This window comes from Streptomyces sp. WMMC500 (assembly GCF_027497195.1).
Lineage (GTDB): Bacteria > Actinomycetota > Actinomycetes > Streptomycetales > Streptomycetaceae > Streptomyces.
In genome coordinates this window covers 4,940,887-4,954,139 of sequence record NZ_CP114905.1, presented here as the reverse complement: position 1 = coordinate 4,954,139, position 13,253 = coordinate 4,940,887, and the positions used below count along the sequence as shown (strand labels likewise).

Genomic DNA, 13,253 nt, shown 5'->3' with positions numbered 1-13,253 from the left:
CGCAGAATGTCGGCATGAGCGAGATCGACGGGGGCAAGGCGGGACGTGCCGGTGACGACGCGAGCGTCGGCGGCGAGGGCTACGGAGACGGCGAGGGGTACGGAAAGCGCGAGGCGTACGGAAACGGCGGGGACGGGACCGGCGGCGGCGAGCCGGGCGCCGGCCCCGGCGGGCCGGCGGGGCCGGCGCCGGCGTGGGAACGGCGGTTCCGGGCGCCGCGGATCAGCCTGCCCGGGTGGGCGGAGGACGCGCCGGATCGCGCGCTGTACGTGTCGAACGTGACCGGCACCTTCGAGCTGTACGCCTGGGACCGCCGCACGGGCGGCATCCGCCAGGTCACCGACCGGCCGAACGGCACGACGGACGGCGCGCTGACGCCGGACGGCGAGTGGGTGTGGTGGTTCTGCGACACCGACGGGGACGAGTTCGGCGTGTGGCGGCGGCAGCCGTTCGCGGGCGCCGCCCCAGGGCAGGACCGGGCGGCGGCGGGGCTGCCGGCGGCGTACTCGGCGGGCCTCGCGCTCGGGCGGGACGGCACGGCGGTGGTCGGCAGGTCCACGGAGGAGACGGGCACGACGATCCACCTGGTCCGCCCCGGCGGCGAGCCCAGCGAGATCTACCGGCACCGGGAGTCCGCCGGAGTCGGCGACCTCTCGCACGACGGCAAGCTGCTCGCCATCGAGCACACCGAGCACGGCGACGCGATGCACGCGGCGCTGCGCGTGCTGCGGCTCGGCGGCTCCTCCGGCGCGGACCCGACGGTCGCCGAGCTGGACGACACCAAGGGCGGCCGGGAGGAACTGGGCCTGGAGGTGCTGGGCTTCGCGCCGGTGGCGGGCGACGCGCGGCTGCTCGTCGGGCACCAGCGGCGCGGCCGGTGGGAGCCGATGATCTGGGACCCGGAGACGGGCCGGGCCCGGGAGCTGGAGCTCGACCTGCCGGGGGACGTGTCGGCGGAGTGGTATCCGGACGGCAGCGCGCTGCTCGTGCTGCACACGTACCAGGCGCGCAGCGAGCTGTGGCGGTACGGGCTGGAGGGCCCCGGCTCCGGCGCCCTGACCCGGGTGGAGACCCCGCCGGGGACGATCTCGGGGGCGACGGCCCGGCCGGACGGCACGGTGGAGTTCCACTGGTCGTCGGGCGCGGAGCCGCCGCGGGTGCGGTCCGCCGCCGGGGCCGTGGTGCTGCAGCCGCCGGGCCAGGCGGCGCCGCGCTCGGTGCCGGTGGAGGACGCCTGGGTCGACGGACCCGGCGGCCGGATCCACGCGCTGGTGCAGCGGCCGGCGGGCGAGGGCCCGTTCCCGTGCCTGTTCGACGTGCACGGCGGCCCGACCTGGCAGGACAGCGACGCCTTCGCGGCCGGCCCGGCGGCCTGGGTCGACCACGGCGTCGCCGTGGTCCGCGTCAACTACCGCGGCTCCACCGGCTACGGCCGGGAGTGGACCGACGCGCTCAAGCACCGGGTGGGGCTCATCGAGCTGGAGGACATCGCGGCGGTGCGCGAATGGGCCGTCGCCTCCGGCCTCGCGGACCCGGAGCGGCTGATCGTCGGCGGCGGCTCGTGGGGCGGGTATCTGGCGCTCCTCGCCCTCGGCACGCAGCCGGACGCCTGGGCGCTGGGTCTGTCGGCGGTGCCCGTCGCGGACTACGTGACGGCGTACGAGGACGAGATGGAGGCCCTGAAGGCGATGGACCGCACGCTGATGGGCGGCTCGCCGGAGGACGTCCCCGAGCGGTACGCAGCGTCGTCTCCGCTGACGTATGTGGACCGGGTGCGGGCGCCGGTGTTCGTCTCCGCGGGGGTCAACGACCCGCGGTGCCCGATCCGGCAGGTGGAGAACTACGTCGGACGGCTGGCGGAGCGCGGGCATCCGCACGAGGTGTACCGGTACGACGCGGGGCACGGCTCGCTGGTCGTGGAGGAGCGGATCAAGCAGTTGAGGCTGGAGCTCGACTTCGTTCGCCGTCATCTGCTTCCGGACCTGGCTCCGCAGCCGTCCCGGCCGGATCCGGAACCGGGTCCCGGGGACCGCTCTCGTCGGGATCGGGGGAGGTGAGGCCGAGGGCCCTGTCACGGGCGAGCTCCGCCTCGCGGCGGAAGAGCCGGTACCACATGAAGATCACGAATCCGGCGAAGACGAACCACTGGGCCGTGTAGCCGAGGTTCTGGAACGCCTTGAGGTCGAGGCCGCTGCCCTGCGGGACCTCGGCGGGCACGGGCCGCATCCCGCCGTCGGCCTCGAAGAGGGTGACCCAGGCGGCGGAGACCTGCTCGTCGACGACGTTGACCAGCGCGGCTGCGCTGATCATGCCGACCTGGCCGCGCGGGAGCCCGCCCTCGGTGTGCACGCCGGGGGAGCCCTGGTGCTCGGACGCCTGCAGGGCGCCGGTGACGGTGACCTCGCCGGCGGGCGGCTCGGGGGCCTTCGCCGGGTCGGCCTCGCCGGGCAGCCAGCCGCGCAGGACAGGAACGGAGGTACGGGCTCCGGCGGCGCCGTCGTCGCTCACCGGGTCGTCGGTGCGCAGGAGGGTCAGCACGTAGAAGCCGGTCTCGCCGTCGAGGGTGCGGTCGGGGACGAGGAGTTGGGGGCCGTAGCGCCCGGTGACGGTCACGGCGTCGCCGGTCGTCTCCTGGGTCACGGGCAGCACCTCGGCCATCGGCCGGCCGGCGACGCCGTCGGTGGCGGCGCGGTCCTGCTGCTCCTCCTGCTCCTGGTGGGTGTCCACGCGCGTCTCGAAGCGGCTCAACTGCCAACTGCCCATCACCAGGCAGACCGCGATGGCGAGTGCGGCGAAGACGTTGACGACCCACCAGCGGGGCGTCAGCAGGAACCGGTACACGTCTCCACGGTACGGCCTCCCCCGGGGCCGTCCACCCAGGGGGCCGGGTCGGCGGTGGAGGACAGGAGGGGGGTCGGGGCGGCGTCGGGAGACCGGGGTCGGCGGGAGCACGCGGGGCCGTGGACTCGGGGACCGGGACTCGGAGGCCGGGACTCGGGGACCGGGACTCGGAGGCCGGGACTCGGGGGCCGGGACTCGGGGGCCGGGACTCGGGGGCCGGGACTCGGGGGCCGGGACTCGGGGCGTGGCGGGCCGGGGCGGCGCCCCGGCTCAGGGCCGGGGCGCGGTGGGGATCAGGCGCTCGGGAGCGGTTCCGTGTAGTAGACGGTGCCCGCGCAGGCGTTCTCGACCGTGACGCTGGCCACGGCGGAGGAGTCGGCCTCCGGCGAGTGGGTCAGCGTGACGGAGCCGTCGGTCGTGTCGTCGCCTTCGCCCGGTTCGCCGGTGCCGCCGGTGTCGCCGCCGGTCTCGGTCCCCTGGTCGGGCTCGGACTGCGTCTCGTCCGGCGACGACTGCGTGCCGTCGCTGGGGTCGGGGGCCGGGGTGGTGGCGGTGGTCGTGCAGCCGCCGTCCCTGCTGGTCTCCGGGACCCAGGCGAACTCCACCACGTACGACTCGCCGGCCGCCAGGACCAGCGCACCGGTCGTCTCCGGCGACGGCAGCAGGTCCGTGGCGGCGTCGCCGACGGTGTGGGTGCGCGTGTCGACCTCGCTCGCGCTCGCGGCGCCGAAGGTGCCGCCCACCTGCACGCCGTCGGACGACTCGACCACGCAGGCGGTGGTGGAGACGTTGGTGACGGTGAAGGACCCGGTGACCCGGCCGGCCTCGTCAGGCGTGCCGCTCGCCGCGACCGGCTCGCTGACCTGCGTCGGCGCGCACGGTTCCGCGGCAGCCGTGCCCTCGGAGCCGCCGGTCGGGGCGGCGGTGTTCTCTTCGTGTCCGGGGCTCTCGGTCTTCTCTTCCTCGTCCTTCGGCTCCTCGCTGCCGGCGGTGGCGTCCGAGTCGTTGCCCTCGACCGCGCCGCCTCCGCCCTGCTGTCCCGCGCTGGGCAACTGGCTGTTGGCGATGTCGTGGCGCGGGTTCTTCTCGCTGGTCGAGCCGGCGACGTTCATCAGCGCCGGCACCGAGACCGCCAGGGCGACCACCGCGACCGCGGCGACCGCGATCAACTGGCGGCGGCGCGTACGCCGCGCGGGCACGGCCCTCTGCAGGTACTGCAGCGTGCCGGGCGCCGGCTCCAGGCCGTCGACCGCGGAGTGCAGCAGCAGGCGCAGCTCTTCCTCGCCGCCCGGTTCGTCGTCGCCGTCCCCGCCGCCGTAGCCGTGGGGCCACCGCGGGGTCCCGGCCCCGCCGGAACCGCCCGCACCACCGGTGCCGGCGGCACCACCCGGGCCGCCCGGGCCGTGCGCACCGTGCGGATCACCTGCACCGTCCAGCCCTTCGGAACCGCCGGACCCGGCGGAACCGCCCGGCACAGCGCCCGGCTCGTCCGAGCCCGCGCCGGACCCGTTCGAGGAACCCGACGCGCCCCGCGCCGTCGCCCCCTCGTCCGCCCCCGCGGCCCCCTCCGGCCCAGCCGCCTCCGACCCGGCCACCTCCGGCACAGCCGCCTCGGCATCCGCCGCCCCGGACCCGGCCGCGCCGGATCCCGCCGCCTCGGGCCCGGCCGCCTCCGGCGCAGTCGCCTCGGGCACCGCCGCCGTCACCTCGTCCGCACCCGCCGGAACCACCGGCAGCTCCGCCGTCTCCGTCGTCTCCGCCACATCCACTGCCCCGCGCCCGGCGCCGGTCCCCGTTCCCGACCCGCCGGATCCCTCGGAACCCCGCTCCCACGGGGGTCCCGATCCGTAGAAACGCTCGCTCATGCCCGCGCTCCCATGGCTGTTCGCAGTGCGGCGATGCCCCGGGACCCGTAGGCCTTGACGGAGCCGAGCGAGATGCCCAGCGACTCGGCCACCTGAGCCTCGGTCATGTCCGCAAAGTAACGCAGCACGAGCACCTCGCGCTGCCGGCGCTGCAGCCCGCGCATCGCCTGGATCAATTGGTCGCGCTCCAACTGTTCGTACGCACCCTCTTCCGCGCTGGCCATGTCGGGCATGGGCTTGGAGAGGAGCTTCAGCCCGGTGATGCGCCGACGGAGCGCGGAACGTGACAGGTTGACGACCGTCTGCCGCAGATAGGCGAGGGTCTTGTCCGGGTCCTTGACCCGCTTGCGCGCCGAGTGCACGCGGATGAAGGCCTCCTGCACCACGTCCTCGCAGGAGGCGAGGTCGTCGAGCAGCAGCGCGGCGAGACCGAGCAGCGACCGGTAGTGGGTCTGGTACGTCTCGGTGAGGTGGTCGACGCTGGTGCCCTCCGCCACGGCGTCGTCAGCGTCCGCCGCGGGCTTCTTCGCGGCAGGCCGCGCGGACCACGGCGCGATCACCGGCAGCCCCCGGGACGCCGCGGAAGTACCGGGGCGCAGCGCGGGGCCGGCCGGAAGGGTCGCAATGCTGAGTGCCTCTGCCACGCCTGTTTGACACACCGACCCCCGTCAAGGTTGTACGCGCACGGCGGCATCGCCGGTCGTGTTACCGCGCGTACTGCCATGCCCACTCCCTTGCTACCCGTGCGGCCGGCCAATGCGGGCAGGGACAGAGACGCTTCGCGGCGCCGCCGCGGTTGCAGACGGCGCGAACCGAAATCGTCGGATGGCAAGGGCGTTCAGCGCAAGCGGTATGGACCAACGGATCGGTGACAAGTACCTCAGCGGCCCGTGCCGCCGTAGACGACCGCCTCGTCGCTCTCGCTGTCGAGGCCGAACGCCGTGTGCACGGCGCGTACCGCGTCCTTGACGACGTCCTCGCGAGTCACCACCGAGATGCGGATCTCGGAGGTGGAGATCAGCTCGATGTTGACGCCCGAGTTGGACAGCGCCTCGAAGAACGTCGCGGTGACGCCCGGGTGCGAGCGCATGCCGGCGCCGACAAGGGAGATCTTGCCGACCTGGTCGTCGTAGCGCAGCGACTCGAAGCCGATCGTCGGCTGCGCCTTGGTCAGCAGCTCCATCGCGCGGTGGCCGTCGGTCTTGGGCAGGGTGAAGGAGATGTCGGTCAGGCCGGTGGCGGCGGCCGAGACGTTCTGCACCACCATGTCGATGTTGATCTCGGCGTCCGCAATCGCCCGGAAGATGGCGGCGGCCTCGCCCGGCTTGTCCGGGACCCCGACCACCGTGATCTTCGCCTCGGAGACGTCGTGCGCGACTCCGGAGATGATCGCGTGCTCCATGCCTTCTGCTCCCTCGGAGATATTGCCTACCCAGGTGCCCGGTTGCCCCGAGAACGAGGAGCGGACGTGAATGGGCATGTTGTACCGGCGCGCGTACTCGACACAGCGGTGCAGCAGGACCTTCGAGCCGCTGGTGGCCAGTTCGAGCATGTCCTCGTACGGGATCCGGTCGATCTTACGGGCCTTCTTCACCACCCGCGGATCGGCGGTGAACACGCCGTCCACGTCGGTGTAGATCTCGCAGACCTCCGCCTCCAGCGCCACCGCCAGCGCCACCGCCGTGGTGTCCGAGCCGCCGCGGCCGAGCGTCGTGATGTCCTTGCTGTCCTGGGACACCCCCTGGAAGCCGGCGACGATCGCGATGGCGCCCTTGTCCACCGCCTCCTGGATCCGGCCGGGCGTGACGTCGATGATCCGGGCCTTGTTGTGCACGGCGTCGGTGATCACACCCGCCTGGCTGCCGGTGAACGACAGCGCCTCGTGGCCCAGCTTCTTGATCGCCATCGCCAGCAGGGCCATGGAGATCCGCTCGCCCGAGGTGAGCAGCATGTCGAGTTCGCGGCCGGCGGGGATCGGGGAGACCTGCTCGGCGAGATCGATCAGCTCGTCCGTCGTGTCGCCCATCGCGGACACCACGACGACGACCTGGTGGCCCGCCTTCTTGGTCTCGACGATCCGCTTGGCGACGCGCTTGATGCCCTCGGCGTCGGCGACGGAAGAGCCGCCGTACTTCTGCACGACAAGGCCCACGTGCGCTCCTCGCAATGGTGTTTCGGTCGGCTCAGTCTACCGAGCCGGCGCATACGCCCAGGGCGGGCCGACTCGGAGACCCACCTGCCCCCGAGGGCCGAAGACACACGGAAACGTAAGGCAGGTCACATCCGGAGCCCCAGAATCCGGCCGACGAACTCGGTGCGCACGCCCGGCGTACACACCGCTCCACGCGCCCCGGCCGTACGCCGCGCCCCCCGAGGGCTCACGTACGCCGCAGGCCCAGCGGCTCCGCGATCTCCGCCGCCATCACCCGGCCCGCCTCCTCCTCCAGCCGCCCGTCGTCCAGCGCGGCGTCGCTGTCGGTGTCGAGCCCGTCCAGCTCCCCCAGGGGCGTGTCCAGCCGCACGTGCGCCACCAGCGACTGCAGGGCGCGCAGGCACGCGCTCGCGGTCGGGCCCCAGTTGGACAGGTACGAGAACTGCCACCACCACAGCGCCTCGTTGACCCGCCCCGCGGCGTAGTGCGCGAGGCCGTGCCGCAGGTCGGTGATCACGTCGGCGAGGTCGTCGGAGATCCGGCTGGCGACGGGCGTGCTGCGCGGCACGTACGGGTCGAAGACCTCGGAGTAGACGTCCACCGGGTCCAGCAGCTCGGCGAACCGCTCGCGCAGCTCGTCGACGTCCGGCTCGGGGCCGGTGTCCGGCTCGTACCGCTCGTCCGGCACGAAGTCCTCGTGCGCACCGAGCCGGCCGCCGGCCAGCAGCAACTGCGAGACCTCCAGCAGCAGGAAGGGCACGGCGCTGTTCGGCTCGTCGCCCTTGGCGACCTCGGTGACCGCGACGATGAAGCTCTCGATCGAGTCGGCGATCTGGACCGCGAAGCTGTCCGGGTCCTGCGTCGCCTGGTGCAGGGTGGCGTCAGACATCGAGCAGACCTCCTCTGTCGGCGCCCCGCGCACCACCCGGCCGCGTGCGGCGGCCTGCCGGGCTGCTGGGCGCTGCGCCGGGATCCAGCCGGCGGGCACGTGGTTCCGTTTCAGACATCGAGCAACCGCCTGCCTTCGAAGGCACGGCCGAGTGTGACCTCGTCCGCGTACTCCAGATCACCGCCGACGGGCAGGCCGCTGGCCAGCCGGGTCACCTTCAGACCCATGGCCTTGACCATGCGGGCGAGATACGTGGCCGTGGCCTCGCCTTCGAGGTTGGGGTCGGTGGCGAGGATCAGCTCCGTGACGGCGCCGTCGGCGAGCCGGGCGAGCAGCTCCCGTATCCGCAGGTCGTCCGGGCCGACACCCTCGATGGGGCTGATCGCGCCGCCGAGCACGTGGTACCGCCCGCGGAACTCACGGGTCCGCTCGATGGCCACGACGTCCTTGGGTTCCTCGACGACGCACAGGACGGCCGGGTCGCGCCGCGGGTCGGCGCAGATCCGGCACTGCTCCGCCTGCGCGACGTTCCCGCACACCGCGCAGAACCGGACCTTCTCCTTCACCTCGGTCAGCGCATGCGCCAGCCGGCGGACGTCGGCCGGCTCGGCCTGCAGGATGTGGAAGGCGATGCGCTGCGCGCTCTTGGGACCGACGCCGGGCAGCCTGCCCAATTCGTCGATCAGATCCTGGACCACGCCTTCGTACACGCGACGCCTCTCTCGTGTCCGCTCTCCTGCACCAAGCTAGCCGCTACCGCCGGGTTCAACCCGCTCCGGGGATGGCCACCGGTTCGGAACCCGGCAGATCCGGACGGCCGAGAACGGCCCCGCGCGGTGACGTGGAAGAAGGGGTGGTCAGAAGGGCAGCCCCGGCATCCCGCCGAGCCCCTGCGCGAGCGGGCCGAGCCGCTCCTGCTGAAGCTGCTGCGCGGCGCTGTTCGCGTCCCGCACGGCGGCCACGACGAGGTCGGCCAGCGTCTCGGTGTCCTCGGGGTCGGCGGCGCGCGGGTCGATCACCAGACCGGTCAGCTCGCCGGAGCCGGTCACCGTGGCCTTCACCAGCCCGCCGCCCGCGGTCCCCTCGACCGGCGTCTCGGCCAGCTCCTGCTGGACGGAGGCGAGCTCCTGCTGCATCTTCTGGGCCTGCTGCAGCAACTGCTGCATGTCGGGCTGGCCACCACCAGGCATCACGTCGCTCGCTCCTTGTCGCGCTGTGTCTACGTCGTCGGTTCGGGTGTCGGGCCGGTCCAGGCGAGCCTACGTTCTCCGCCGCCGCGCTGCCGTCCATCGCAGGGAGGACGCGCTCCATCCGCGTTGCCACGCGGGGAGGCGCGCTCCTTCGCCATCGTCATCCTTGCGGAGGACGCGGCCGGGGCGCCGCCTCAGTCGTGGCGGATCTCCTCTATGACGGTGGCGCCCAGCTCGCGGACGATCAGGTCGTGGCCGGACAGGGCGGTGTCGTCGAGATCCGGGTCGTCCTCGTCGGGGATGTCGTCCTCCAGCGGCGGCGGAGGCGGTCCCGGGTCGGGGGGCGGCCCGGGGTCGGGCGGGGGCGGCCGGCCGGGCCCGGCCGCCGCGGGCGGGGGCTGCCGGGGCGGAGCGGGCGCCGGTACGGAGGGCGGGGGCGAAGTCTGTACGGACTGGCGCAACCCGGCGCCGCCCCCGCCACCACCGCCGCCCCCGCCGAACCCGCCGCCGGCCCCGGCACCGGCACCGCCGGGACCGCCCCCGGAACCGCCCTGACCGCCGCCGGGACCGCCCGGTCCCCCGCCGCCGGGCCCGGCCGCGGAGCCGCCGCCGCCCCCGCCGGTCGGGTCCACGATGGCCTCGACCTTCCACTGCACGTCGAACCGCTCCGCCAGCGCCTCGCGCAGCACCTCGTCGCTGCCGCCGTTGACGAAGCTGTCCCGGGCGCCGACGTTGGCGAAGCCGAGCTGGAGCGTCCCGCCGTCGAACCCGGTGACCTGGGCGTTCTGGCTCAGCAGAATCCAGGTGAAGCGCCGCCGGTGCTTGACGGCCTCCAGGATGTCGGGCCACATCTGCCGCACGGAAGCGGCCCCCGCAACACCGCCCCCCTGCTGCGCGGGCACCCCCTGAGCAGTAGCGGCGGCAACGCCCCCGGCCGCGGGTGCCGGCGCGGCGGCTGCCGCCGCCGCGGGTGCGGGTGCCGCCGGTGCCGCCGCAGGTCCCGCCGCGGGTGCTCCAGCCCCGGGCCAGGCCCCGGGCCGACGCGCCTGCGCCTCGCCACCACCGGAGGCAGGAGGGCCGGCAGGGGCGGAACCCCCGGAGGCACCAGAAGACCCAGCTCCGGAGGACCCGGCTCCAGAGGGCCCGGCACCGGAAGACCCGGCCCCAGAAGACCCGGCACCGGAAGACCCAGCACCGGAAGCAGCCGGACCACCCGGCTCGGCGAGAGCCGCCCGGGCCCCGCCACCCATACCGCCACCGCCATCGCCAGCGCCACCACCGCCACCACCGGTGACACCGCCACGGCCATCCCCACGGCCATCCCCACCGACGGCACCCCCACCGTCCCCGTCCCCGCCCCGGTCCCGGCCCGGCGGCCGGTGGGCGTCCGGCCCCGGTACGTACCCCATGGCCGGCGGGCCCGTCGAGGCGTTGCGCTCCAGCCGGTCCAGCCGGGCCATCACCGAGCGCTCGTCCCCGTACGCCCCGGGGAGCAGCACGCGCGCGCAGATCAGCTCGAGCTGCAGCCGGGGCGCGGTGGCGCCGCGCATCTCGGTCAGCCCCTCGTTCACAAGGTCGGCCGCGCGGCTCAACTCGGCCGCGCCGAAGGTGTCGGCCTGGCGCCGCATCCGCTCCAGCACGTCCGCGGGAACGTCGATCAGCCCCTTGTCGCCGGCGTCCGGCACGGCGGCGAGGATCACGAGGTCCCGCAGCCGCTCCAGCAGGTCGGTGACGAACCGCCGCGGATCGTGCCCGCCCTCGATGACCTGCTCCACGACCGCGAACGCCGCCGCCCCGTCACCCGCCGCGAAGGCGTCGACGACGGAGTCGAGCAGGGCGTCGTCCGTATACCCGAGGAGGGCGGTGGCCATGGCGTACGTCACACCCTGCGCACCGGCGCCGGCGAGCAGTTGGTCCATGACGGACATCGAGTCCCGCACGGAGCCGGCCCCGGCCCGTACGACCAGGGGCAGCACCGCGTCCTCGACGGGGATCGCCTCGACGCGGCAGACGTCCGCGAGATAGTCGCGCAGCGTCCCGGGCGGGACGAGGCGGAAGGGATAGTGGTGCGTCCGGGACCGGATGGTCCCGATGACCTTCTCCGGCTCGGTCGTGGCGAAGATGAACTTCAGGTGCTCGGGCGGCTCCTCGACCACCTTCAGCAGGGCATTGAACCCCGCGGAGGTGACCATGTGCGCCTCGTCCACGATATAGATCTTGTACCGGCTGGCGGCAGGCCCGAAGAACGCCTTCTCACGCAGCTCACGCGCATCGTCCACACCGCCGTGCGACGCGGCGTCGATCTCGATGACGTCGATCGACCCCGGCCCGTTCCGCGCGAGGTCCCGGCACGACCGGCACTCCCCGCACGGCTCCGGCGTCGGCCCCCGCTCGCAGTTGAGACACCGGGCGAGGATGCGCGCACTCGTCGTCTTCCCGCAGCCCCGCGGCCCGCTGAACAGATACGCGTGGTTGACCCGGCCGTTCCGCAGCGCCTGCTGCAGCGGGCCGGTCACATGGTCCTGCCCGATGACCTCGCCGAAGGTCTCGGGCCGGTAGCGGCGGTAGAGAGCGAGCTGCGACACGACTACGACGATATCGGTGACCGCCGACAACGGCGCCCACCCACGAAAACCCCCGGCCCCCGCCCCACCCCGCACAAGGAGGCGCCCCCCACGCACCCGCCAGAGCCCACCTACCCTTGCTGCCTTCCGGCCCTGGGGGAGTTCAGCGAGATAGCGCCGCGTGAGGGGCAGTCTCCACCTTAACCGATCCCACCCCCGGCGAACGAGTTCGCGACCACCCCACCCCGTCTTGTACTGTGGCCCGCGGAGGATTCGCCTAGAGGCCTAGGGCGCACGCTTGGAAAGCGTGTTGGGTTCACACCCTCACGAGTTCGAATCTCGTATCCTCCGCACCCCGCCTGACCTGGCGAAACGAGCCCCGCACCGGCACGCCGCTGCGGGGCTTCGTGGTGGCCGTATGAGGATGCAGGGCAGTCTTGGTTGTAGTCACCCCTCAGGTGCCGCCGCATGCGCGAGCGGCTACCCGGTGACCACTGACGGCTCTGACGCGGCCCTGCCGACGAAACGCCACGGCCGCGGGAACGGTGACCACCGTTGCCCAGGCCCCCGAGGGCCGTCCCTCAGAGGACGGCCAGCGGCACCGTGACGAACTCGATTCGCCGGTACGGAGACCAGTCGCCTGTCTCGTACAGCACACCGACGCTCTCGCCGTCGGGCAGCACCGCCAGGTCCGAGTACGCCGCGGGCAGTCCGGTCAGGTGGCGGGTGAGGCGCCACGTGGCGCCGTCGTCGTCGCTCACCCACAACCCGAGCGCCGCGCGCTCCGAAGGGTGGGACGGGCCGGAGTAGAGCAGGCGACCGTCCGGGAGGGTGAGCAGGCTGCCCTGGCAGTCCGGGCCGGGAAGTGTGGCCTGGGGGCGGATGTCCCGGACGAGGGACTCGCCGCGGTCGGTGGAGTAGGCGTCGCCGCGGTAGCCGACGATGCCGTCGGGCAGGCAACGGGAGTTGACGTAGAGCGTGCCGTCCGGGAGCACGGCGCAGGCGGTCTCGTTCTCGTTCACGGACCCGTTCGGGACGGACGACGTGTACCCGACCGTCCAGGTCTGGCCGTCGTCGCTGTAGATGCCGTGTGCACCGTAGTACTTGGTCTCCGCCCCCGTGTCGCTCCCGGTCGGCGAACGGGTGTGCCAGCAGGGCACCACCATCCTGCCGCCGGTGAGTGCCACGCCGTGGCCGGGGCCGGTGCCGTATCCGCGCATCCATCCGGGGCGGACCTGCGCCGAGATGTCGGTCGGCTCCGACCACTTCTCGCCGTCGTTCGACGAGCGCTGGACGTATATCCGTCGGGGTGCCGCCTCCCCGGTGCGGATCATCTGTGAGGTGACGTTCGGCGGCTGCCGGCACGACAGGAGCAGCACGTCCCCCGACGACGGTTCGACCACCACAGCCGGGTTCGCCGCGGTGTCGCCGCCGTGCGCGACCACGACCTGCTGCGGCAGCCAGTTCCGGCCGCCGTCCTGCGACCGCCGGAGCACGATGTCGATGTCCCCGGTGTCGCCCGCCCCGGACACCCGGCCCTCAGCCAGGGCGAGCACCGTGCCGGCGGGCGTCACGGCCAGCGCGGGGATGCGGTACGTGTGGTAGCCGCCGTCGCCGGCGGTGAATGGCGTCGTCGTGGCCATGCAGTGGCGCTCCCTTGTGCAGGAGAAACGCACCGGCCGGTCGGCGCGGTGCTGGTTCGGGATGCCCAGACTGCCGTCCGTACGTACGACGATGATCCGTATCACCTGG

Annotated in this window: 9 protein-coding genes, 1 tRNA gene, 1 other RNA gene and 1 pseudogene; 2 read left to right on the top strand and 10 right to left on the bottom strand. The window is 73.5% G+C overall.

All coding sequences use genetic code 11. The features are described from left to right. The first annotated feature begins 14 nt into the window (after positions 1–14). Positions 15–2,057, top strand: a complete 2,043-nt coding sequence (locus tag O7599_RS21355) for a prolyl oligopeptidase family serine peptidase (RefSeq protein WP_348652557.1) — start codon at positions 15–17, stop codon at positions 2,055–2,057. Here the strand turns inward: O7599_RS21355 and O7599_RS21350 are convergent. The 9 genes and pseudogenes from O7599_RS21350 to ffs all read right to left on the bottom strand — a co-directional run. After that, positions 2,035–2,841: pseudogene (locus tag O7599_RS21350) on the bottom strand (SURF1 family protein); the annotation flags it as partial. The gene O7599_RS21355 and the pseudogene O7599_RS21350 sit on opposite strands and share 23 nt — an antisense overlap. A 293-nt stretch (positions 2,842–3,134) precedes the next feature. Continuing rightward, positions 3,135–4,604 carry a hypothetical protein gene (locus O7599_RS21345; RefSeq protein WP_281617202.1) on the bottom strand — a complete coding sequence of 490 codons (1,470 nt, stop codon included), beginning with the start codon at positions 4,602–4,604 and terminating at the stop codon, positions 3,135–3,137. A 98-nt stretch (positions 4,605–4,702) separates the two neighbouring features. Further along, positions 4,703–5,332, bottom strand: a complete 630-nt coding sequence (locus O7599_RS21340) for a SigE family RNA polymerase sigma factor (RefSeq protein WP_281623464.1) — start codon at positions 5,330–5,332, stop codon at positions 4,703–4,705. Between the two features lie 254 nt (positions 5,333–5,586). Continuing rightward, positions 5,587–6,858 carry an aspartate kinase gene (locus O7599_RS21335; RefSeq protein WP_281617201.1) on the bottom strand — a complete coding sequence of 424 codons (1,272 nt, stop codon included), beginning with the start codon at positions 6,856–6,858 and terminating at the stop codon, positions 5,587–5,589. A gap of 226 nt (positions 6,859–7,084) precedes the next feature. Further along, on the bottom strand, positions 7,085–7,747 hold the full coding sequence (locus tag O7599_RS21330; protein ID WP_281617200.1) for a DUF5063 domain-containing protein: 663 nt from the start codon (positions 7,745–7,747) through the stop codon (positions 7,085–7,087). 110 nt (positions 7,748–7,857) lie between these two features. Further along, a complete protein-coding gene (gene recR, locus O7599_RS21325; protein ID WP_281617199.1) occupies positions 7,858–8,457 on the bottom strand; it encodes a recombination mediator RecR in 600 nt (199 codons plus the stop codon). Between the two features lie 147 nt (positions 8,458–8,604). Beyond that, positions 8,605–8,940, bottom strand: coding sequence for a YbaB/EbfC family nucleoid-associated protein (locus O7599_RS21320; protein WP_281617198.1), 336 nt, complete (start codon positions 8,938–8,940; stop codon positions 8,605–8,607). Between the two features lie 191 nt (positions 8,941–9,131). Next, positions 9,132–11,522, bottom strand: coding sequence for a DNA polymerase III subunit gamma and tau (locus tag O7599_RS21315; protein ID WP_281617197.1), 2,391 nt, complete (start codon positions 11,520–11,522; stop codon positions 9,132–9,134). Positions 11,523–11,598: 76 nt separating this feature from the next. Further along, positions 11,599–11,695, bottom strand: an RNA gene (ffs, locus tag O7599_RS21310) — signal recognition particle sRNA small type. 72 nt (positions 11,696–11,767) lie between these two features. Between ffs and O7599_RS21305 the strand changes: the two genes are divergently transcribed. After that, positions 11,768–11,852, top strand: a tRNA-Ser gene (locus O7599_RS21305). A gap of 230 nt (positions 11,853–12,082) precedes the next feature. On the opposite strand, the gene O7599_RS21300 is transcribed toward O7599_RS21305, so the two are convergent. Further along, positions 12,083–13,144 carry a sialidase family protein gene (locus O7599_RS21300; RefSeq protein WP_281617196.1) on the bottom strand — a complete coding sequence of 354 codons (1,062 nt, stop codon included), beginning with the start codon at positions 13,142–13,144 and terminating at the stop codon, positions 12,083–12,085. Positions 13,145–13,253: the final 109 nt, after the last annotated feature.

Bases quoted from the DNA above. Each gene is read 5' to 3' on its own strand.
- O7599_RS21355 (WP_348652557.1), top strand. From the start codon at position 15: ATGAGCGAGATCGACGGGGGCAAGGCGGGACGTGCCGGTGACGACGCG.
- O7599_RS21300 (WP_281617196.1), bottom strand. From the start codon at position 13,144: ATGGCCACGACGACGCCATTCACCGCCGGCGACGGCGGCTACCACACG.
- O7599_RS21330 (WP_281617200.1), bottom strand. From the start codon at position 7,747: ATGTCTGACGCCACCCTGCACCAGGCGACGCAGGACCCGGACAGCTTC.